We start from the raw sequence: 20,023 nt of genomic DNA, 5'->3' as shown, positions 1-20,023 counted from the left end.
AAATGTCAGGCAAATCTGATGATGTTGTCAGTTCTTTTTGAATCGATAGAAAAGCGCCGGCTCGCTGACCATATATAAGTTTCCTCTGTCGTCCATGGCCACCCCTTCAGCCCGCGGAATGGTGTCTTCAAGCCCGTTGAAGCCGCCCAGCAGCGTCATGAAGCTGACTTGCTGGCCCTGCTCGTCCAGCTCCAGCAGCATGTTGGAGTCGGCCGAGAGCACCAGCAAGTGGCCGGTACGCGGGTCGACACCCAGCGCAGACAGGTTGCGCAAGTCGAGCTCATCGCTCGGCAACGGCTGCTTCTCACCCTTGAGCGGGCTGCGGCCATCGGTGTTCCAGGTGTACAGCTTGGGCGGGCGCTCCTCGCCAATGATCAGGCGCTGGCGCAGCGGATCCCAGGCGATGGCCTCGAAGCCCTTGTTGCTCTTGGCCGAAGGGCCCAGGTCGTGGCTCGGGAAGTCGTCGTGATTCAGTGCAGTGGTCTGCGCGTCCACCTTGACCACGGTCAGGTCATGCAGGCGCTCGTCGGTGATGGCCAGGTTGCCGTCTTCCAGCACCGCGATGCCTTCGGGGTTGTTCCAGCCGTTGAGCGGGATCTTGCGCAGTACATCGCCCTCCAGGCTCAGCTCGACCAGGAACGGGTTCTTGCCCATGACCGCGAACAGGGTGCGGGTCTGCGGGTTGAAGGCCACGTCCGAGGCTTCGTCATCGTCCATGCCCGGCAGCGGTTTGGCGTCGATGTCCACCTGGTAATCCGGCAGCCACACGCTATCGCTGCGCGCGGTGGTGCTTTCGAAGCTTTCTTTTACCCACAGTGCACCGCGGTCATCCCAGTGCATGGCCACGGCCACGCCATAGCCGATCACCGCCGCCACGGCCAGGCCGAAGGGCCAGCGCAGGTAGAAGCGACGCTTGGGAGTTGCCGGGGCGCTGGAGGAGGATGGCATGCGGTGATCCTGGGGAAATGGGCATAGGTGCGCGCATTATCCGGATTGGGTGTGAAAAATCGGTAAACAGTACCGGCCCATTCGCGGGTATGCCCGCTCCCAAGGTGCTGCAATCCCTGTAGGAGCGGGTTTACCCGCGAAAAAGGCGACGCGTTCCCTGTAGGAGCGGGTTTACCCGCGAAGAAGGCGACGCGGTTTCGAGTTAAAGCACCCGGCTTTCGAAGCGGCTCACACCCGGCAGTTCCAGCACCAGCTCGTCACCGACATTGAACGGCCCAACACCCGCCGGGGTGCCGGTGAGGATTACATCCCCCGCTTGTAGCGAGAAATGCGCTGCCATGTACTGGATCATCGGCACGATCGGGTTCAGCATCATCGCGCTGCTACCCTCCTGGCGCACTTCGCCGTTCACGGTCAGGCGCACCGGGATGTCTGTCACGTCCTCAAAGCTGGCGGCCGAGACGAACGGTGGCAGCACGCAAGCGCCGTCAAAGCACTTGGCCAGCTCCCAAGGCAGGCCCTTTTCCTTCAGTTTGGCCTGCACGTCGCGCAGGGTCAGGTCCAGCGCCGGTGCGTAACCGGAAATGGCGTCCAGCACCTCTTCCTCGCTCGGGTGGGTCGACAGCGGCTTGCCCAGCAGCACGGCAATTTCAACCTCATAGTGCACCGACCCACGCTCGGCCGGGATCTTGAAGCCACCTTCGGCCGGCACCACGCAGCTGCCTGGTTTGATGAACAGCAGCGGCTCGGTGGGGATCGGGTTGTCCAGTTCCTTGGCATGCTCGGCATAGTTACGGCCGATACACACCACCTTGCCCAGGGGGAAGTGAATGCGCGTGCCGTCTACGTACTGGTGCTGGTAACTCATGGCCGACTCCTTCTGGATACTGCTTTTTATTCAGGTGCGAAGATCTTACCCGGATTCATGATGCCGTTAGGGTCGAACACGGCCTTTATTGCCTTCATGCAGGCGATTTCTTCGGGGGAGCGGCTGTAGCCCAGGTAGTCACGCTTGGTCATGCCCACGCCATGCTCGGCAGAAATCGACCCGTTGTAACGCTCGACGATCTCAAACACCCACTTGTTGACCTTGGCACACGAAGCGAAGAAGTCGTCCTTGCTCATATGCTCAGGCTTGAGGATGTTCAAGTGCAGGTTGCCATCACCAATATGGCCGTACCACACCACTTCATAGTCCGGGTAATGCGCTGAGACGATGGCGTCGATATCGCGCAGGAACGCAGGCACTTTCGATACGGTGACGGAAATGTCGTTCTTGTACGGTGTCCAGTGCGAGATGGTTTCCGACAGGTACTCGCGCAGCTTCCACAGGTTTTTCAGCTGGCTTTCGCTCTGGCTCATCACCCCGTCCAGCACCCAACCCTGCTCGACGCAGTGCTCGAAGGTAGCCAATGCTTCATTGGCAACCTCTTCAGTGCTGGCCTCGAACTCCAGCAGCGCATAGAACGGGCAATCCGTCGCGAAGGGCGCAGGCACATCGCCGCGGGAGAGGATCTTGGCCAACCCCTTGTCGGAGAAGAACTCGAAAGCGGTCAGGTCCAGCTTGCCCTGGAAGGCGTGCAGCACCGGCATGATAGCGTCGAAGTCCGGTGTGCCCAGCACCATGGCGGTGAGGTTGCGCGGTGCGCGGTCCAGGCGCATGGTGGCCTCGACCACGAAGCCCAGCGTACCCTCGGCACCAATGAACAGCTGGCGCAGGTCGTAGCCGGTGGCGTTCTTGATCAGGTCTTTGTTCAGCTCCAGCAACTCGCCCTTGCCGGTGACCACTTTCAGCCCGGCCACCCAGTTGCGGGTCATACCGTAACGAATCACCTTGATCCCGCCGGCATTGGTGCCGATATTGCCGCCAATCTGGCTGGAGCCGCTGGAAGCGAAGTCCACCGGGTAATACAGACCTTGCTCTTCGGCGTAGGTTTGCAGCTGGCGGGTGACGACCCCTGGCTGGCAAACCACAGTACGGTCGAAAGCATTGAAGCCAAGGATCTGGTTCATGTAGTCGAAGGCGACGACAACCTCGCCATTGGCCGCCACGGCGCCGGCAGAAAGCCCGGTGCGCCCGCCAGAGGGCACCAGCGCCACCTTGTGCGCATTGGCCCAGTGCACAATGGCTTGCACCTGTTCTATCGTTTTGGGGAAGACGATGGCGCTGGGCGCTGGCGGGTAATGCTTGGTCCAGTCCTTGCCATACGCTTCGAGGGAAACCGGGTCAGTCAGGACCTTGCCAGGGTCGACAAGGGTCATCAGTTCTTCAATAACAGCGGGGTGGGTCATCGCTGGAACTCTCGACTTATTCATGGTCACCCTGAGCACTCTTCACCTGTCGGGATAAGCTCAGATTGTGTCGCGTATGCTAGCATAGCCCTCCCGCTGTTCATGCTAAGGCTGCCCTCGCGCCTGGCATCACCCCTCGCCAATTTATCTCCGGGATACAGGTTTACGCAGATGAGCAAGACTTCTCTCGACAAGAGCAAGATCCGGTTCCTTCTTCTTGAAGGTGTGCACCAGAACGCGGTCGATACTCTCAAGGCCGCCGGCTACACCAACATCGAATACCTCACTGGTTCGTTGCCGGAAGCCGAGCTGAAGGAAAAGATCGCTGATGCCCACTTCATCGGCATCCGTTCGCGTACCCAGCTCACTGAAGAGATCTTCGACTGCGCCAAGAAACTGGTCGCTGTTGGCTGCTTCTGCATCGGCACCAACCAGGTTGACCTGGAAGCTGCCCGCGCGCGCGGTATCGCCGTGTTCAACGCACCGTACTCCAACACCCGTTCGGTGGCCGAGCTGGTGCTGGCCGAAGCCATCCTGCTGCTGCGCGGCATCCCTGAGAAGAACGCCTCCTGCCACCGTGGTGGCTGGATCAAGAGCGCGGCCAACTCGTTTGAAATCCGCGGCAAGAAACTGGGCATCGTCGGCTATGGCTCGATTGGTACCCAGCTTTCGGTACTGGCTGAGAACATGGGCATGCAGGTGTACTTCTTCGACCCGCTGACCAAGCTGCCACTGGGCAACGCCGTGCAGGTCACCAGCCTGAACGAGCTGCTGGGTCTGGCTGACATCGTCTCGCTGCACGTGCCTGAGCTGCCCTCCACTCAGTGGATGATCGGCGAGAAGGAAATCCGCTCGATGAAGAAGGGCGCGATCCTGATCAACGCCGCCCGTGGCACCGTGGTCGAACTGGACCACCTGGCCGCTGCCATCAAGGACAAGCACCTGATCGGCGCCGCCATCGACGTGTTCCCGGTCGAGCCACGCTCCAACGACGAAGAGTTCGAAAGCCCGCTGCGCGGCCTCGACAACGTGATCCTGACGCCGCACATTGGTGGTTCCACCGCCGAAGCCCAGGCCAACATCGGCCTGGAAGTGGCCGAGAAGCTGGTCAAGTACAGCGACAACGGTACTTCGGTGTCCTCGGTCAACTTCCCGGAAGTGGCCCTGCCGGCTCACCCAGGCAAGCACCGTCTGCTGCACATCCACGAAAACATCCCGGGCGTGCTCAGCGAGATCAACAAGGTCTTCGCCGAGAACGGTATCAACATCTCCGGTCAGTTCCTGCAGACCAACGAGAAAGTCGGTTACGTGGTAATCGACGTTGACGCCGAGTACTCGGACCTTGCGCAAGAGAAACTGCAACAGGTCAAGGGCACCATCCGTTCCCGCGTCCTGTTCTAAGTCTCGGTGCAGCATGAAAAAGGGAGGCCCTGAAGGCCTCCCTTTTTTTTATTTCACTTCAACCGTGATCTTCTTCGACTCGACGCTAGGCTTGAACGGCACATGATACTGGTCACCCAGAATCAGTTGCAGGGTGTGCTTGCCCGGGGTCAGGGTAATGCTGGTTTCGGTCTGTGCCTTGCCAAAGTGCAGCACTTGCGGCCCCTTCGGCAGTGCGACGCCGGCCTCTGGCATCAGGCTGGTCGGCAGCGGCATGTCAGCCACCGGCTCTTTGTCGACATCCACCAGCAGATGGTGGTGCCCGGTGTGCGGGGTTTGGTCACCCGCAGGCTTGAGGCCCATACCCTCGATACCGAACTTGACGGTGAAGGTCTTGTCGACCGTGGCACCATCGGCGGGGGAAACGATGAAGACCTTCGCCTCCTTGGGCGGCTCCTGGCTCTTCAGGGCGTCTGCGGCACTGGCGAACACCGACGCTCCCATCAGCAGACCGGCAACGGCAGCACGCGAAAATAGGCTGTTCATTCACTTCTCCTGTGATTCACTTATTGACCGCAGCCTGTAATCCAAACGCGGCGGTAGTTCACCTTAGTTGAAATATGCGCCAAGGTGTTCACATTGCCTGGCAGAAATATTTCAGTCAGGGTTAAACAATGCCGAGGCTTGAAGGTCATAGGCTGCGCTCGATCACGGCGAGGAAGAAAGCCGTGGCGATCGATTTCAAACTGCTAAAAGAAAAGGGGCATACATGCGTTCGACCATAGGGGTACTGCTGGCAGTACTGATCAGTCCATTGGCTCAGGCAGAGCTGATCGACGAAATCGCCGACCGGGGCGAACTGCGCATTGCCGTACAGGCCGAGAACTCACCATACGCCTTCAAACAAGACGACCACCTGACAGGTTTCGACATCGAATTTGGCCAGGCCCTGGCCAAGGAACTGGACTTGCGCGCCGAGTTCGTCGAAGCCCCGTCTGCCGAAGTGCTGGCGGGTGTCGAGAGTGGCAAGTACGACATCGCGTTCGCCCCGTCGAGTGAATCGCTCACAGACGACGGCCCGCTCGATGTGAGCCTGCCGATTGGCGAGAAGAAGCTGGTGATCCCGTTTCAGAAGGACAACCCGGCTTTTGAAAGCGCCGTAAACAATGCGTTGCAGCGCTTGAAAGACAATGGCCGGACTGCCGAGCTTGAGCAGAAGTGGTTCAAGGGTGTGCAGGAGACTGCAGGCGGGCAGTGAGGTCTTCTTTGCAACCTGTACCCGCTAATACAGTGGCGGCGGCAACGGTGATCGGCGGGGGAGATTGGCCAGCAGGGCCGGCCTCTTCGCGGGTGAACCCGCTCCTACACGACGGACTGTGTCCAACCCCCGATGGGTGTCCACCACCGTGGTAGGAACGGGTTCACCCGCAAAAGGGCCGGCGCAGGTTCAAGCAGATCTATCAGCCAAAGCCCGCTGCGCCTGGTCCAGCTCCAGCTCGCTGAACACCTGCACGCCCGCCCGCCGTAGCAGCGCCGTGGTTACCCCTTCCCCCGCCACTTTCACACCCCTGAAGGTGCCATCATAGGTCAACCGGTTGCCACACGAAGGGCTGCCAGACTTCAGCACCGCTACGCGAATGCCATGCCGCCGCACTAGCTCCAGCGCCAATTGCGCACCCGCCAGAAACGCGGCACTGACATCTTCACCCGTCACCGTCAGCACCTGCGTGTCGCCATCGAGCACTGCGCTGCCCTGCCCTCCCGGGATCTCTGCTGGCGGCCGCGGTGTCGGCAAGCCGCCGGCTACCTCCGGGCACAACGCCACCACGCGCCCTTCGGCCTGCCACTGCTGCATCAAATCGGGATGACCGCTTGCCCGGCCGTCATAGCGTACTGGCTGCCCCAAAAGGCAGGCGCTCACCAGCACCTTGGGCCTCTCAGAACGGGTCATTGCCACGCCGCCTGAACCAGCCGGTCAATGACAGCCGCTCACGCCCGGCCGGCAGGACTTCGTGAGGCACTTCGCCCGACAGGAATACCACCAGGCAACCGGCCACTGGCTCGACATCGTGCTCGACACCGTCGGCCAGGAACATACGCAACTGGCCACCGTCATGCGGTTGCCAGCCTTCATTGAGGTAAAGCACCGCCGAGACCATGCGCCGGTCATCGTCGCGGAAGCGGTCCAGGTGCCGGCGATAGAACGCCCCCGGTGGGTACAGGGCAAAGTGGCATTCAAAGTCTTCCAGGCCCAGGAAAAGGCCTTGGTTGATTGCCAGGCGCAGCTGATCCATCGCCGCCAGGTACAGGTCGCAGGCCTCGGCCTGCCCCGGGTCGATCCACTGGATCTGGTCACCGCGAATGGTTTCGCGCACCTCCTGGGTAGCACCCCGCCCAACCCCTGCGGGGTTCAGTTCGCCTTCGGCATCACGGCGCCGGCACTCGGCCGCCAGCGCGCGCACCAGGTCGGCAGGCAGAAAGTGCGCCTGCTGGGACCAGCCATGGGTGGCCAGATCGTCGACGACGGCCGCAAGCATCGGGTGTTCAGGGGATATGTGCATGGCGCGCATCATATCCATTCGCCCTGTCGCCGCACAGCGCCACTTGGCCGAGAAACACGCGGGTATCTCGACAAACCGGCGCCGGGCCAAGGACAATAGCCACCTGCCGACAGGAGTCCTGAATGCGCCGTCTGTTTTCCCTGATTCTGCTGATGATCTGCACCATGCCTGTCTGGGCAGACAACCTGGATCAACTGTACAAGGCCGCCGGCTGGCCCGACCAGCGCGCCCACTTCAACGATGCCCTGACCGCTGCCCAGGAGCGCTACCGCAACAGTTTGCCACCCGCCGTCTACCAGGCGCTGGTCAACAACAGCAACCAGCGCTTCCAGGCCCAGGCGGTGGACCGTCGCGCCCAGGCAAAGCTGCGCGCCACCCTGGCCAACCCGGCACCGGCCCTGGCCTTCTTCCAGTCACCGCTAGGGCGCAAAGTGGTGGCGGCCGAGCTCAAGGCCACCCGAAAGGACGAACTGGCCAAGAACGCCAAAGGCCTGCCCAAGATCCAGGCCAGCGACGATCGCCTGCTGGTCATCGGCCACCTGGCCCAAGCCCTGCCTGCGCGTGAAGCCGGCGCCGAAGTCAGCCTTGCCATCGCCGGTGTAGCCGCCGACAGCCTCAGCTCGATGATCCCCGGCCTGTTCGGCGGTGGCCAGGCCCAGAGCCTGCTGGATGGCCAGCGCCAGCGGTTGATGGGGCAGATTGGCGAAGACCTGAACAACACCCTGCTGTACGTCTACCGCGACCTGTCCGATGCCGAGCTGGAAGCGTTCGCCACCTTTGCCGAGTCGCCAGAGGGCAAGGCTTACTACCAGGCGGCCCTGGCCGCTGTACGCGCCGGCCTGGCGGTTGGCCAAAGCACCAACGACCTGAAGTGATCAGCCCAGGCGCTGGTCGATGAAGTCGAAGTAGCGCTGGCGGATGCCCGGCAACTCGTTGGCCAGGTGGTGACGGGCCTCGGGCAGCATCAGGATCTGTGGCTCGGCAAACTTGGCCTTGAGCACTTCGAGGTTGTGGGGCCAGTCCACCGTGCCATCCGCCTCCCCCTGCACGATCAATGGCCGACGCGCACTGCGCGGCGCGGCCTCGATGCGTTTGACCCAGGCGATCAGTGCGCCCACCCAGGCCGTTGGCAGGCGACGCGGTTGCAGCGGGTCGGCCTCCAGGAACGGCAGGAAGGCCGGGTCGTTGGTGTTCTCACTGAAGCGCCGTTCGATGCCATTGACGAAGTGGCGCAGCACGCAATAACTGAACTTCGACCAGCGCCAGGAACATGGCCGCACCAGCGGGGCCAGCAGGATGACCTGGCCATCGACGGGGCTGCGTGCGCCCTGGTGCAGCAGATGGTCCACGGCAATCGCCCCCCCCGTGCTCTGCCCACAAAGGTGCCACGGGTGCGGCAGTTGCAGCGTGTGCGACTGTTCGAACAAGGCCTCCAGCACCTGCTGGTACACCGCGAAGTCAGTGATGCTGGCCCGCTCGCCGCTGGACAGGCCGTGGCCGGGCAGGTCGCAACTGATCACCGCAAAACCTTGCTTGAGTGCCCACGCAATCACATGCTGGTAGAGGCCCATGTGGTCGTAATAGCCGTGCAGCAGGAACAACGTCGCGCTGGGCTGCTCGGGTAGCCAGGCCTGCCCGACCAGGTCGAACCCCGCCGCCTGGAAGCCGCCCAGCCAGCTGTGTGCCGGCAGGTCCAGGCCATAGAAGCGCTGGTAGTCCTGCGCTTGTGCCGACAGTGGCTGGCGAGTGGTGAACGGCGCCAGGCTGGTGCGCAGGCAGTTGGGGTGAAAGGCAGGGGGCATCGGGTACATCCACATTGATGCAAGTATTGATCTGGAATCTTCAGCTCTGGCCGGCGCCATGGCAAGCTTGCTTACCTCCAACAACCAGCACCGAACTAATTGTGGGAGCGGCCTTGTGTCGCGAACGGGCCGCAAAGCGGCCCCAGCGATCTATGCATGATGCCGAGATCCTGGGGCCGCTGCGCGGCCCTTTCGCGACGCAAGGCCGCTCCCACAGGGATCGCACCAGCTTTTAGAAATTGAGCAAGACAGTTGCTCCCACAAGGGCCACCGACTCTTCATGAATAGCCGAATCATCAAACCGCTGTGCACGGTCATCGCCTTGTTGGTCGGCGCCGTAATTCTCTGGCAGGCCTACAGCGCCTTTCAGGCTCGCTACCTGCGCCCGTTCGACAACCAGGCCACGCTGTTCGACGGCAGCCAGTTACAGCTACCTGCCGAGCTGGCCGGTGCTGGCCCGATCCGCGTCGTGCATTTCTGGGACCCGGCCTGCCCATGCAACGTTGGCAACCAACAGCACCTGGGCGACCTTATCAGCCAGTTCGCTGGCCACGATGTTACCTTCCATGTGCTGCAAAAGCCCGGCAGCCACGGCCAGCTACCGGCCAATGTCGGTAGCTTGCAACCCATCACCCACCTGCCCGGCAGCGAGCACCTGCCTGCGTCCCCGGCCGTGGCCATCTGGGACCGGCAAGGCCGCCTGGCTTATTTTGGCCCCTACAGCGAAGGTGCTGTGTGCAACGCCAGCAACAGCTTCATCGAGCCAATCCTCAAGGCTTTGCTCGACGGCCGCCAGGTCAACGCCTCCAATACCCTGGCGGTAGGCTGCTACTGCCCTTGGTCGGGCTGACGGACCCTCGCCGGGTTACCCACCACCGTCGCGCCCGCGGGCACATCCCGGGTCACCACACTGCCGGCGCCGACGATGGCGTTATCACCGATGGTCACCCCCGGCAGGATGATCGCCGCACCGCCGATCCACACGTTGTCGCCGATGGTCACCGTCCGCCCACTCTCCAGCCCGCTGCGCCGCACTTCAGGATCGAGCGGATGGTCGGCGGTGTAGATCTGCGCGTTGGGGCCGATCTGACAGTCGTCGCCGATACGCACCGGCACCACGTCGAGGATCACGCAGTTGAAGTTCATGAAAGTATTACGGCCAACGCTGATGTTGTAGCCGTAATCGCAATAGAACGGCGGGCGAATCACCGCGCCTTCGCCAACCTGGCCAAAATGCGCCACAAGCAGCCCGTGGCGTGCGTCGTTGAGCAGTTCGACACTGTTGTTGTAGCGGTGCATCCAGTGTTTGTTGGCGATCTGCTCGGCCTGCAGTTCAGGGCAGCCAGCGTGGTAGAGCTGGCCGGTGAGCATTTTGTGTTTTTCGCTGAGGGACATGGAAACTCCTTCCTGGGGCTATGCTCTGTTCGCGAATGCGCCGATGATCGGACCACATTTTTCGTTTGAATGCACAAGGAGTCTGAATGAAGCGCAGCCTGACCCTGCTGGCGGTGGTAGTCACCGTTTCCGCTGGCGCCGCCGGTTACTGGTACGTGCAGGGGAAGCTGCCGCAGCGCGAGGGCGAGGTCGCCATTACCGGCCTGCAAGCGCCGGTCAGCGTGCGCTACGACGCCCGCGGCGTGCCACACCTGCAGGCACAGAGCGAGCCGGACCTTTACCGTGCACTGGGCTACGTGCATGCCCAGGACCGGCTGTTCCAGATGGAGATTTTGCGCCGCCTGGCCCGTGGCGAACTGGCTGAGGTGCTCGGCGACAAGCTGCTGCCCACCGACACCCTGTTCCGCAGCCTGCGCATACGCGAGCAGGCCGCGCTGATGGCCAAGCGACAGGATCCGCAGGCGCCGGCATGGAAGGCCCTGCAAGCCTACCTCGAGGGGGTCAACAGTTGGCAGGCCAGCCACCCCAAGCCCACGGAATTCGACCTGCTCGGCATCACCCCGCGCCCGTTCACCGCCGAGGACACGCTGAGCATCGCCGGCTACCTGGCCTACAGTTTTGCCGCCGCGTTCCGCACCGAGCCAGCGCTGACCTACATCCGCGACCAGCTGGGGCCTGACTACCTGAAAATATTCGACCTTGGCTGGCAACCCGAGGGCGCATTGGGCACGCCACTGGCCGCTGCCGACTGGCAAAGCCTGGAAGCACTTGCGCGCTTAAGCAATGACGCACTGGGCGACGCCGGCATCCCGCAGTTCGAAGGCAGCAACGCCTGGGCGGTCGCGGGTAGCCGCACCCGCAGTGGCAAGCCGTTGCTGGCTGGCGACCCGCACATCAGCTTCGCCGTACCTGCGGTGTGGTACGAGGCCGAGCTGTCAGCGCCCGGTTTCAATCTCTACGGCTATTTCCAGGCACTCAACCCGTTCGCTCTGCTCGGCCACAACCGTGATTTTGGCTGGAGCCTGACCATGTTTCAGAACGATGACGTGGACCTGATCGCCGAAAAGACCAACCCCGCCAACGCCGATCAGGTGATGGTCGATGGCCAGTGGCGCACACTGGAAAAGACCGAGCAGCAGATTGCAATCAAAGGCGAGCAACCGGTCACCATCAACCTGCGCCGCTCACCCCACGGGCCAATCGTCAACGAAGTCCTCGGCGCCACGGCAGGGGCCACGCCGATTGCCATGTGGTGGGCGTTCCTCGAAACCGAGAACCCGATCCTCGAAGGCTTCTACCAGCTCAATCGCGCCGACACCCTGGGCAAGATGCGCGAAGCGGCTGCCAAGGTGCAGGCGCCGGGGCTGAACTTCGTCTGGGCCAATGCCCGTGGCGATATCGGCTGGTGGGCGGCGGCAAAACTGCCGATTCGCCCGGACGGTGTGAACCCGGCGTTCATCCTCGACGGCGCCAGCAGCCAGGCCGACAAACCCGGCTTTTACCCCTTCAGCGTCAACCCGCAACAGGAGAATCCGGCCAGCGGTTATATCGTCTCGGCCAACTACCAGCCACCCGCTGTGGTGCCGATACCCGGCTACTATAACCTCGCCGACCGCGGCCGCCAGCTCGATCGCCAGCTGGCCAACCCGGAGGTGAAATGGGACATGCAGAACAGCCAGGCGCTGCAACTCGATACGGCCAGCGATTACGGCCCGCGCACCTTGGCACCGCTGCTGGCGACGTTGCGTCAGATCGCCCAGGGTGACGAGGAAAAGGAACTGGTCGAGCAGTTGGCTGCCTGGCGCGGCGACTATCCACTGGACTCAACCAGTGCCACGCTGTTCAACCAGTTCCTCTACGCGCTGGCCTATGCCGCGTTGCATGACGAATTGGGCGATACCTGGTTCCCGGTGCTGATCAGCACCCGTGCCATCGATGCCGCGCTGCCGCGTCTTGCCGCCGATGCCGAGTCGCCCTGGTGGAACACCCGCGGCGCCAACCAGCGCACTGACCGCAGCTCGATCGTGCGCGAAGCCTGGCAAAAGAGCCTTGGCCACTTGCGCGACACCCTCGGCAAGGACCCAGCCAGCTGGCAATGGGGCAAGGCCCATACCCTGACCCACAACCATCCGCTGGGGGTGAAAAAGCCGCTGAACCTGCTGTTCAACGTTGGGCCGTTCGCCGCACCTGGTACCCATGAAGTGCCGAACAACCTCTCGGCGAAGATCAGCTCCGCGCCATGGCCGGTGACCTATGGGCCGTCGACGCGGCGGCTGATCGACTTTGCCGATGCCGGGCAGGCGCTGACCATCAACCCGGTCGGGCAGAGTGGCGTGCCGTTCGACCGGCATTACGCGGACCAGGCCGAAGGGTATGTGCAGGGGCAGTATCAGAAGGCACAGATGGGGGTAATACCGGCGCAGAGTACCTTGCGATTGGTGCCAGGGCCGTAAGGGGCTGCCTTGCTCAAGGCCCAAAAGTTTGCGCGAGCACTGTGGGGATTTAGCCGCGAAACCGGCGCAGCCGGTGCCATGCACCGCGTTGGATTCTTCGCGGGTAAACCCGCTCCACAGGGATCGCGCCAGCTTTCAGAGATCCCAGCAATGAAAACGCCGACACAAAGGTGTCGGCGTTGGGTCATGCAAGGTGAAGCAAGCGCATCAGAACGCCGGCAGCACCGCACCCTGGTACTTCTTGGCAATGAATTCCTTCACTTCAGGGCTGGTCAGGGCCTTGGCCAGTTTCTGGATGGCTTTGCTGTCCTTGTTGTCCGGGCGGGCAACCAGGAAGTTCACGTACGGCGAGTCGGCACCTTCGATCACCAGCGCGTCCTTGGCCGGGTTCAGGCCGGCTTCCAGGGCGTAGTTGGTGTTAATCATGTCCAGGTCGACCTGGTCCAGCACACGCGGCAGCATGGCCGATTCAAGCTCGCGGAACTTCAGCTTCTTCGGGTTCTCGGCAATGTCCTTTGGCGTGGCCAGGGCGTTTTTCGGGTCTTTCAGAGTGATCAGGCCAGCCTTCTGCAGCAGGATCAGGGCGCGGCCGCTGTTGCTGCCTTCGTTAGGGATGGCAACGGTGGCGCCCTCCTTCAGCTCGGACAGGTTCTTGATCTTCTTCGAGTAACCACCGAACGGCTCGACGTGCACACCGATCACGGTTTCCAGGTGGGTGCCCTTGCCTTCGTTGAAGCTCTTCAAGTACGGCAGGGTCTGGAAGTAGTTGGCGTCCAGGCGCTTCTGGTCCACCTGCACGTTCGGTTGCACGTAATCGGTGAAGACCTTGATCTGAAGGTCCACGCCTTCTTTTGCCAGGGTCGGCTTGATCAGTTCGAGAATTTCGGCGTGCGGTACCGGGGTAGCGGCAACCACCAGTTTCTCGGCAGCAGCGGCCAGGCCGGAGAACGCCAGGGCAGCAGCCAGGGCAGTGGTCAGCAGGGTCTTCTTCATGGTGGTCCTTGTTCTGAATCTGGGCCATCGACGATGGCAAATCGGGTGCCCAACCGGTTCACCAGTGGGCGTGAGGCGGACGATACCCAAATTTTTTATTCCGCAACAATATCTTTTACTTAGCTGCTTATTCCAAAAACACAATACCATCAGCCTCTTTACCCATGAGCGATGTCTAACGCGCGGGGTCAGGCAGTTCGAGGTCTTCTGGCAGGATCTCTTCGCCGTCATTGACCAGCAAGGCAAAGTGGATGACGTTCTCCAGTTCGCGGGTATTGCCCGGCCAGAAATGCGCCTCCAGCACCCGCTGCGCCGCCTCGCTCACCAAGGGCACAGGCCGTTGCAGGCGCACGCTGTAGATGCCCACGAAGTACTCGGCCAGCGGCAGGATATCGCCCGGCCGCTCGCGCAGCGGCGGCAGTTCCAGCGCGCCCTCGCGCAGATACTGGTACAGGCGCTCGTTGAAGCGCCCTGCACGTACTACACGGGCCAGGTCGATGCTGGTGGCGGCTACCAGACGCACATCCACCGGCTGTGGCAGCTGCGCGCCCACCCGAGTGACCTCGCGGTTTTCCAGGGCCGCCAGCAGCTTGCCCTGGATGGCCAACGGCAAGTCGGCAATCTCGTCCAGGTACAAGGTGCCGCCGCTGGCCGAACCGAACCAGCCGGCGCGGCTGCTGGCCGTACCGCCATGGGTGCCCGCGCTATAGCCAAACAGCTCGGCATCGGCGTAGGTGGGGCTGATGGCCGCGCAGTTGACCGACACGAACAACCCTCCACGGTCGCTGGTACGGTGGATCTGCCGAGCCAGCAGCTCCTTGCCGGTGCCGGTTTCGCCACGGATCAGCACCGGCAAAGGTTGTGGCGCCAGGCGCTCAAGGTCCTCGCGCAGCTGCTGCGAGCGCGGGTCGATGAACACCAGCGCCTTGGCACGAATGCTCAGCGGGCTCTTGTCCAGCTCGGGGAAGGTCAGCAGCGGCTGGCCGAACGGGTTTTGAAACGTCATGACGAACTCCCGCCCCAGGCCCGTAATGGCCAGGCGTCAGGCAAAGGGTGAACAGTAAGGGCGATCAGGCGCGGCGCAGTGCACGCTGCTCGATCCGGCTCTGCAAGCGATACAGGTAGGCGAAGCCTTGTTCCCAGCGCTCATGACCGGACTTGACGTTGATGTGCCCGGCATTGCTCAGCAAACCCGCTTCGGCGCCCCATGCCTGGGCCAGGTACAGCGCCCGTGGCACGTTCACGGCCGGGTCGTTGTCCGAGCTGACGACCTGGCTAGGGAACGGCAGCACCTCGGTAGGGATCGGCGCAAAGTTGCGCAGCACGGGTGCGCACGTGGGCCGTTCGACATCTGCCGGCGCCACCAGCAGTGCACCACGCACCTGCCGCAGCAAGGCTGGGCTTGCCTGCGCTGCCCAATGGGCGACAGTGATGCAACCAAGGCTGTGGGCAATCAGGATCACCGGCGAGCGCTCGGCGGCAATCGCCTGCTCCAGCGCGTGCACCCAGTCCTGCCGCTGCGGGGTGAGCCAGTCTTGCTGTTCAACCCGTGCACTGTTGGGCAGGGTGCGCTGCCAGTGACTCTGCCAATGGTTGTCTGGCGATCCTTGCCAACCCGGCACAATCAGGTAGCGAATCGACTCATTGCGCATGGGGACGCCTCCAGTAAGTTTGCGTGCTTGGAGACAAGTATAGGGAGGGCGAAATATTCGTAAAGGAATAAGAAGATATTTATTAATACCCATAGGGCATAACAAGTGCGCTACCGCCACTCGCTTGTAAAAGGCTGTAAAGCTGCCCTGTCAAACGTTCAGGCAAGAAAAACCCGGGACCATGCCCGGGCTCTCTTTTCCTTGTGCGACTCAGATATCCGCCACCTTCTGCCATACCTTCGGCCGGAAGAACAACGTCTCTCCCCGCGCCAGCCCGGTCAGGCTGTCATGGTCTTTCACCACCTCGGCCTCGATCAGCTCGCTCTGCCCTTCCACCTTCAAGGTCACCCGCGTGGTCGCGCCCAACGGCCGAATGTCGCGCACCTCGGCCGCATGGTGCCCTTCGGTCTCATGCCGCGACAGCGACACCTCGTGCGGGCGAAACAGCACGTGATGCCCTTCGCTCAAGGCCAGGCGGTTGGAGTCACCGAGGAAGTGGTAGACGAAATCGTTGGCCGGCTGATCGTACACCTCACCCGGCGAGCCGATCTGCTCGATCACGCCCTTGTTCATCACCACGATGCGGTCGGCTACTTCCATGGCTTCTTCCTGGTCGTGGGTAACGAACACCGACGTCAGGTTGATATCCTCGTGCAGCCGCGCCAGCCAGCGACGCAGCTCCTTGCGCACCTTGGCATCCAGCGCACCGAACGGCTCGTCCAGCAGCAGCACCTTCGGCTCCACCGCCAGGGCGCGGGCCAGGGCGATACGCTGACGCTGGCCACCGGAAAGCTGCTCGGGGTAGCGGTCGGACAGCCAGTCCAGTTGCACCATGTTCAGCAGCTCATGCACCTTCTCGGCAATCTTGCTCTCGCTCGGGCGCTCACCCTTGGGCTTCATGCGCAGGCCGAACGCAACGTTGTCGAACACGCTCATGTGGCGGAACAGCGCGTAGTGCTGGAACACGAACCCGACATTACGATCACGCACGTCATGGCCGGAAACGTCCTCGCCATGGAACACGATGTTGCCCTGGTCCGGGGTTTCCAGGCCGGCAATGATGCGCAGCAGGGTGGTCTTGCCACAGCCGGACGGGCCGAGCAGAGCCACCAGCTCGCCGCTGTTGATGTCCAGGTTGATTGCGTTCAGGGCCTGGAAGCTGTTGAAGCGCTTGCTGACGTTACGAACTTCGATCGACATGAATCATTCCTCCGCGGCGCTATGGCGCAGGCGGTTAATACGGTTCTCGCTCCACTGCTTGAGCAGCAGGATGAAGAGCGCCAGGATCAGCAACAGGCTGGCCACGCTGAAGGCTGCGACGTGGTTGTACTCGTTGTAGAGAATCTCCACATGCAGCGGCAAGGTGTTGGTCACGCCACGGATGTGGCCCGACACCACCGACACCGCACCGAACTCGCCCATGGCCCGCGCGGTACACAGCACCACGCCGTAGATCAGCCCCCATTTGATGTTCGGCAGGGTCACGTGCCAGAACATCTGCCAGCCGTTGGCACCGAGCAGCCGTGCAGCCTCCTCCTCCTGCGTGCCTTGCTCCTGCATCAGCGGGATCAGCTCACGGGCCACGAACGGTACGGTAACGAAAATGGTCGCCAGGACAATGCCCGGCAGGGCGAACACGATCTGGATATCGTGGTCCTGCAGCCACGGCCCGAACAGGCCTTGCGCGCCGAACATCAGCACGTAGACCAGGCCGGCGATCACGGGCGACACCGAGAACGGCAGGTCGATCAGGGTGACCAGGATGCTCTTGCCGCGGAAGGTGTACTTGCTCACGCACCAGGCAGCGCTTACGCCAAATACCAGGTTCAGCGGCACCGAGATAACCACGGCGAGCAGGGTCAGTTTCAGCGCCGACAACGCATCGGGTTCGAAGATCGCCTCGAAGAAAGTGCCAAAACCGTTCTTCAGTGCCTGCGATACCACGATCACCAGCGGCAGCAGCAGGAACAGGGCGAACACCAGCCAGCCAAGGCCGATCAGGATACGCCGTGACGTGGCGCTGCCACGGCGGGCGGCGTTGGCTGCGGCACTTGCACTCAGGGATGAACTGGACATGCCGGCCTCCTTCAAGGGGTTTCGATGCGGCGCTGCAGCAGGTTGATCAGCAGCAGCAGGATGAAGGAAACCACCAGCATCAACACGCCGATGGCGGTCGCGCCGGTGTAGTCGTACTGGTCGAGCTTGACCATGATCAGCAGCGGCAGGATCTCGGTCTTCATCGGCATGTTGCCGGCAATGAAGATCACCGAACCATACTCGCCCACGCCACGGGCGAAGGCCAGGGCAAAGCCGGTGAGCCATGCCGGCAGCAGGGCCGGCGCCAGGATGTGGCGGAACACCTGCAATGGCTTGGCCCCCAGGCAGGCTGCGGCCTCTTCCACTTCACGCGGGATGTCGGCCAGTACCGGCTGCACCGTGCGCACCACGAACGGCAGGGTCACGAAGGTCAGTGCCAGGGTGATGCCCAGCGGGGTGTAGGCGATCTTGAAGCCCAGGTCGGTGGCGAACTGGCCGACCCAGCCCTGCGGCGCGTACAGGGCAGTCAGGGCGATACCGGCAACCGCGGTCGGCAAGGCGAACGGCAGGTCGATCATCGCATCGATGATCTTGCGCCCAGGGAAGGTGTAACGCACCAGCACCCAGGCCAGCAGGGTACCGATCACACCGTTGATGATGGCGGCGAACAGGGCGGTGCCGAAGCTCAGCTTGAGCGCAGCGATCACCCGCGGCGCACTGATAATGGTCCAGAACTGCTCGAAGGTCAGCTGCGAGGCATGGATGAACATGGCCGCCAGCGGTATCAGCACGATCAGGCTGAGGTACACCAAGGTGTAGCCCAGCGTCAGCCCGAAGCCGGGTATGACGGGGGAGATACGACGCGACATAAATATCCCTGGTTGAACGCACTCAGCCCGGAAACAATCCCGGGCCGGTGCAAGCTTTTCTATCCTGGGGCTGCTTGGCAGCCCATTCGCGACACAAGGCCGCTCCCACAGGGGACTATGGTTCCTTGTGGGGGAGGCCTTGTGCCGCGAATGGGCCGTAACGCTGCCCCGATTTCCTTTGGCCCTTACTGTGCCTGATAGATCTGGTCGAACACACCGCCATCATTGAAGAATTTCGGTTGTGCAGTCTTCCACCCACCAAAGTCCTTGTCGATGGTCACCAGGTCCAGTTTCGGGAACTGCTTGCCGAACTGCGCAGCGACTTTCTCGTCACGCGGGCGGTAGAAGTTCTCGGCGGCAATCTTCTGCCCGGCCGGGCTGTACAGGTGCTTGAGGTATTCGGTGGCGATCTCGGTATTGCCCTTCTTCTCGGCGTTCTTGTCGACCACGGCCACTGGCGGCTCGGCCAGGATCGACAGCGACGGCACGACGATGTCGAACTTGTCGGCCCCCCCGTCTTCCTTCAGGGCCAGGAAGGCCTCGTTTTCCCAGGCCAGCAACACGTCGCCCTGGCCATTGTTGACGAAGGTGATGGTCGAACCACGGGCGCCGGTATCCAGCACCGGTACATGCTTGAACAGCTCCTGCACATAGGCCTTGGCCTTCTCTTCGCTACCGCCGGCCTTCAGGCCGTACGCCCATGCTGCGAGGAAGTTCCAGCGCGCACCGCCGGAGGTTTTCGGGTTCGGGGTGATGACCGACACGTCCTTCTTGATCAGGTCGCCCCAGTCCTTGATGCCTTTCGGGTTGCCCTTGCGCACCAGGAACACGATGGTCGAGGTGTACGGAGTGCTGGCGTCAGGCAGGCGGGTCTGCCAGTTCTCGGGCAGGGTCTTGCCAAGCTTGGCCACTTCGTCGATGTCACCGGCCAGGGCCAGGGTCACCACATCAGCACGCAGGCCGTCGATCACCGCACGGGCCTGCTTGCCCGACCCCCCATGGGATTGCTGGATTTTCACCTTGTCACCCGGATGGGCCTGCTGCCAGTGTTTGATGAACTCAGCGTTGTACTGCTGGTACAGCTCACGGGTCGGGTCGTAGGACACGTTGAGCAGTTCGTAGTCCTTGGCGATGGCGGAACCGGCAAAAACAGCACTGGCCAGGGCGGCGAGCGCATAACGGCGGATGGACATGGTGAAGCTCCCGATTGGCATTTTTCTAGTTTTGAATGTTGTGGCGCCGATCAGCCGGGCTTGTTGCCGGGCTGTTGCAGGCGGAACTTCTCCTTGCGCTCGATCTGTACGACCTGAGCGTTGTGCACGGTGATCTCCACCGCACCGAAACGCAGGTCGCGCAAGGCGCTCTGGATTTCACGCAAGATGGTGGCTTCGTCCTGACCGTCGATGCTACGCAGAGATGCACTCATGCTCGTTCTCCTTGGAGTGAGGGCGCCGGGCAGAGGTTTGAAGGGGGTTTGCGCCTGGCTTGAGGGCAATAGTAGTGAGGCGGGATTATTCTTAAAAATACTGTTTAAGAATTTTTATATAACCTTTTAAAAGCACACGCCCCTTGTAGGAGCGGGTTTACCCGCGAATACGGTGGTGGATGCACCATCGCATTCGCGGGTAAACCCGCTCCTAC

21 protein-coding genes are annotated in these 20,023 nt (G+C 62.2%); 5 read left to right on the top strand and 16 right to left on the bottom strand.

The features are described from left to right. Positions 1-27 precede the first annotated feature (27 nt). The 3 genes from ACF8Q6_RS07620 to ACF8Q6_RS07610 form a co-directional block, all read right to left on the bottom strand. Positions 28-948 (bottom strand): SdiA-regulated domain-containing protein, encoded by a 921-nt coding sequence (locus ACF8Q6_RS07620; RefSeq protein WP_012054021.1) that lies wholly within the window; start codon positions 946-948, stop codon positions 28-30. A 202-nt stretch (positions 949-1,150) separates the two neighbouring features. After that, entirely contained in the window at positions 1,151-1,816 is a 666-nt protein-coding gene (locus tag ACF8Q6_RS07615) for a fumarylacetoacetate hydrolase family protein (protein WP_003248999.1), read from the bottom strand. A 26-nt stretch (positions 1,817-1,842) separates the two neighbouring features. After that, complete coding sequence (locus ACF8Q6_RS07610; protein ID WP_392492622.1) at positions 1,843-3,240, bottom strand: FAD-binding oxidoreductase; 1,398 nt, start codon at positions 3,238-3,240, stop codon at positions 1,843-1,845. 171 nt (positions 3,241-3,411) lie between these two features. Here ACF8Q6_RS07610 and serA point away from each other — a divergent pair, with 171 nt between their 5' ends. Next, positions 3,412-4,641, top strand: a complete 1,230-nt coding sequence (gene serA, locus ACF8Q6_RS07605; protein ID WP_003248995.1) for a phosphoglycerate dehydrogenase — start codon at positions 3,412-3,414, stop codon at positions 4,639-4,641. Positions 4,642-4,689: 48 nt separating this feature from the next. Here serA and ACF8Q6_RS07600 read toward each other — a convergent pair whose 3' ends face one another. Beyond that, positions 4,690-5,166: a DUF4399 domain-containing protein gene (locus ACF8Q6_RS07600; RefSeq protein ID WP_010955687.1), complete on the bottom strand. Its 477-nt coding sequence runs from the start codon at positions 5,164-5,166 to the stop codon at positions 4,690-4,692. A 223-nt stretch (positions 5,167-5,389) separates the two neighbouring features. Here ACF8Q6_RS07600 and ACF8Q6_RS07595 point away from each other — a divergent pair, with 223 nt between their 5' ends. Then, entirely contained in the window at positions 5,390-5,878 is a 489-nt protein-coding gene (locus tag ACF8Q6_RS07595) for a transporter substrate-binding domain-containing protein (protein WP_012054025.1), read from the top strand. 189 nt (positions 5,879-6,067) lie between these two features. Here the strand turns inward: ACF8Q6_RS07595 and ACF8Q6_RS07590 are convergent, their stop codons facing one another. Then, positions 6,068-6,571: a DUF523 domain-containing protein gene (locus tag ACF8Q6_RS07590; RefSeq protein WP_392492619.1), complete on the bottom strand. Its 504-nt coding sequence runs from the start codon at positions 6,569-6,571 to the stop codon at positions 6,068-6,070. Beyond that, a complete protein-coding gene (locus ACF8Q6_RS07585; RefSeq protein WP_392492625.1) occupies positions 6,558-7,190 on the bottom strand; it encodes a 2OG-Fe(II) oxygenase in 633 nt (210 codons plus the stop codon). The genes ACF8Q6_RS07590 and ACF8Q6_RS07585 overlap by 14 nt, the downstream gene beginning before the upstream one ends. 113 nt (positions 7,191-7,303) lie before the next feature. On the opposite strand from ACF8Q6_RS07585, the gene ACF8Q6_RS07580 reads away from it, so the two are divergent. Beyond that, positions 7,304-8,056 carry a DUF2059 domain-containing protein gene (locus ACF8Q6_RS07580; protein WP_047603666.1) on the top strand — a complete coding sequence of 251 codons (753 nt, stop codon included), beginning with the start codon at positions 7,304-7,306 and terminating at the stop codon, positions 8,054-8,056. On the opposite strand, the gene ACF8Q6_RS07575 is transcribed toward ACF8Q6_RS07580, so the two are convergent. After that, complete coding sequence (locus ACF8Q6_RS07575; protein WP_392492617.1) at positions 8,057-8,983, bottom strand: alpha/beta hydrolase; 927 nt, start codon at positions 8,981-8,983, stop codon at positions 8,057-8,059. A gap of 280 nt (positions 8,984-9,263) precedes the next feature. On the opposite strand from ACF8Q6_RS07575, the gene ACF8Q6_RS07570 reads away from it, so the two are divergent. Then, entirely contained in the window at positions 9,264-9,833 is a 570-nt protein-coding gene (locus ACF8Q6_RS07570) for a DUF6436 domain-containing protein (RefSeq protein WP_392493139.1), read from the top strand. On the opposite strand, the gene ACF8Q6_RS07565 is transcribed toward ACF8Q6_RS07570, so the two are convergent. Next, complete coding sequence (locus ACF8Q6_RS07565; RefSeq protein ID WP_392493137.1) at positions 9,812-10,378, bottom strand: sugar O-acetyltransferase; 567 nt, start codon at positions 10,376-10,378, stop codon at positions 9,812-9,814. The two genes, ACF8Q6_RS07570 and ACF8Q6_RS07565, sit on opposite strands and share 22 nt — an antisense overlap. A gap of 86 nt (positions 10,379-10,464) precedes the next feature. Here ACF8Q6_RS07565 and ACF8Q6_RS07560 point away from each other — a divergent pair, with 86 nt between their 5' ends. Then, positions 10,465-12,831, top strand: a complete 2,367-nt coding sequence (locus tag ACF8Q6_RS07560) for a penicillin acylase family protein (protein WP_392493136.1) — start codon at positions 10,465-10,467, stop codon at positions 12,829-12,831. Positions 12,832-13,038: 207 nt separating this feature from the next. Here the strand turns inward: ACF8Q6_RS07560 and ACF8Q6_RS07555 are convergent, their stop codons facing one another. The 8 genes from ACF8Q6_RS07555 to oscA form a co-directional block, all read right to left on the bottom strand. Beyond that, positions 13,039-13,824 carry a MetQ/NlpA family ABC transporter substrate-binding protein gene (locus tag ACF8Q6_RS07555; protein WP_392493135.1) on the bottom strand — a complete coding sequence of 262 codons (786 nt, stop codon included), beginning with the start codon at positions 13,822-13,824 and terminating at the stop codon, positions 13,039-13,041. A gap of 175 nt (positions 13,825-13,999) precedes the next feature. Next, the gene (locus ACF8Q6_RS07550; RefSeq protein ID WP_392493134.1) at positions 14,000-14,830 is read right to left on the bottom strand and encodes a sigma 54-interacting transcriptional regulator; all 831 of its coding nucleotides are present in this window, start codon (positions 14,828-14,830) and stop codon (positions 14,000-14,002) included. A gap of 64 nt (positions 14,831-14,894) precedes the next feature. Further along, on the bottom strand, positions 14,895-15,476 hold the full coding sequence (locus ACF8Q6_RS07545) for an alpha/beta hydrolase (RefSeq protein ID WP_010955697.1): 582 nt from the start codon (positions 15,474-15,476) through the stop codon (positions 14,895-14,897). 210 nt (positions 15,477-15,686) lie between these two features. After that, positions 15,687-16,676, bottom strand: a complete 990-nt coding sequence (locus ACF8Q6_RS07540) for a sulfate/molybdate ABC transporter ATP-binding protein (RefSeq protein WP_003248965.1) — start codon at positions 16,674-16,676, stop codon at positions 15,687-15,689. Between the two features lie 3 nt (positions 16,677-16,679). Continuing rightward, on the bottom strand, positions 16,680-17,552 hold the full coding sequence (gene cysW / locus ACF8Q6_RS07535; protein WP_004575843.1) for a sulfate ABC transporter permease subunit CysW: 873 nt from the start codon (positions 17,550-17,552) through the stop codon (positions 16,680-16,682). An 11-nt stretch (positions 17,553-17,563) separates the two neighbouring features. Then, positions 17,564-18,382, bottom strand: a complete 819-nt coding sequence (gene cysT, locus ACF8Q6_RS07530; RefSeq protein WP_003248961.1) for a sulfate ABC transporter permease subunit CysT — start codon at positions 18,380-18,382, stop codon at positions 17,564-17,566. Positions 18,383-18,567: 185 nt separating this feature from the next. Continuing rightward, positions 18,568-19,575, bottom strand: coding sequence for a sulfate ABC transporter substrate-binding protein (locus tag ACF8Q6_RS07525; protein WP_161773854.1), 1,008 nt, complete (start codon positions 19,573-19,575; stop codon positions 18,568-18,570). Positions 19,576-19,625: 50 nt separating this feature from the next. Next, entirely contained in the window at positions 19,626-19,808 is a 183-nt protein-coding gene (oscA, locus tag ACF8Q6_RS07520; RefSeq protein WP_003248957.1) for a sulfur starvation response protein OscA, read from the bottom strand. Positions 19,809-20,023 lie beyond the last annotated feature (215 nt).

The organism is Pseudomonas sp. GLN_2, from assembly GCF_043106005.1.
GTDB lineage: Bacteria > Pseudomonadota > Gammaproteobacteria > Pseudomonadales > Pseudomonadaceae > Aquipseudomonas > Aquipseudomonas alloputida.
The sequence above is the reverse complement of the archived record's forward strand: the minus strand, read 5'-3'. Positions and strand labels throughout refer to the sequence as shown.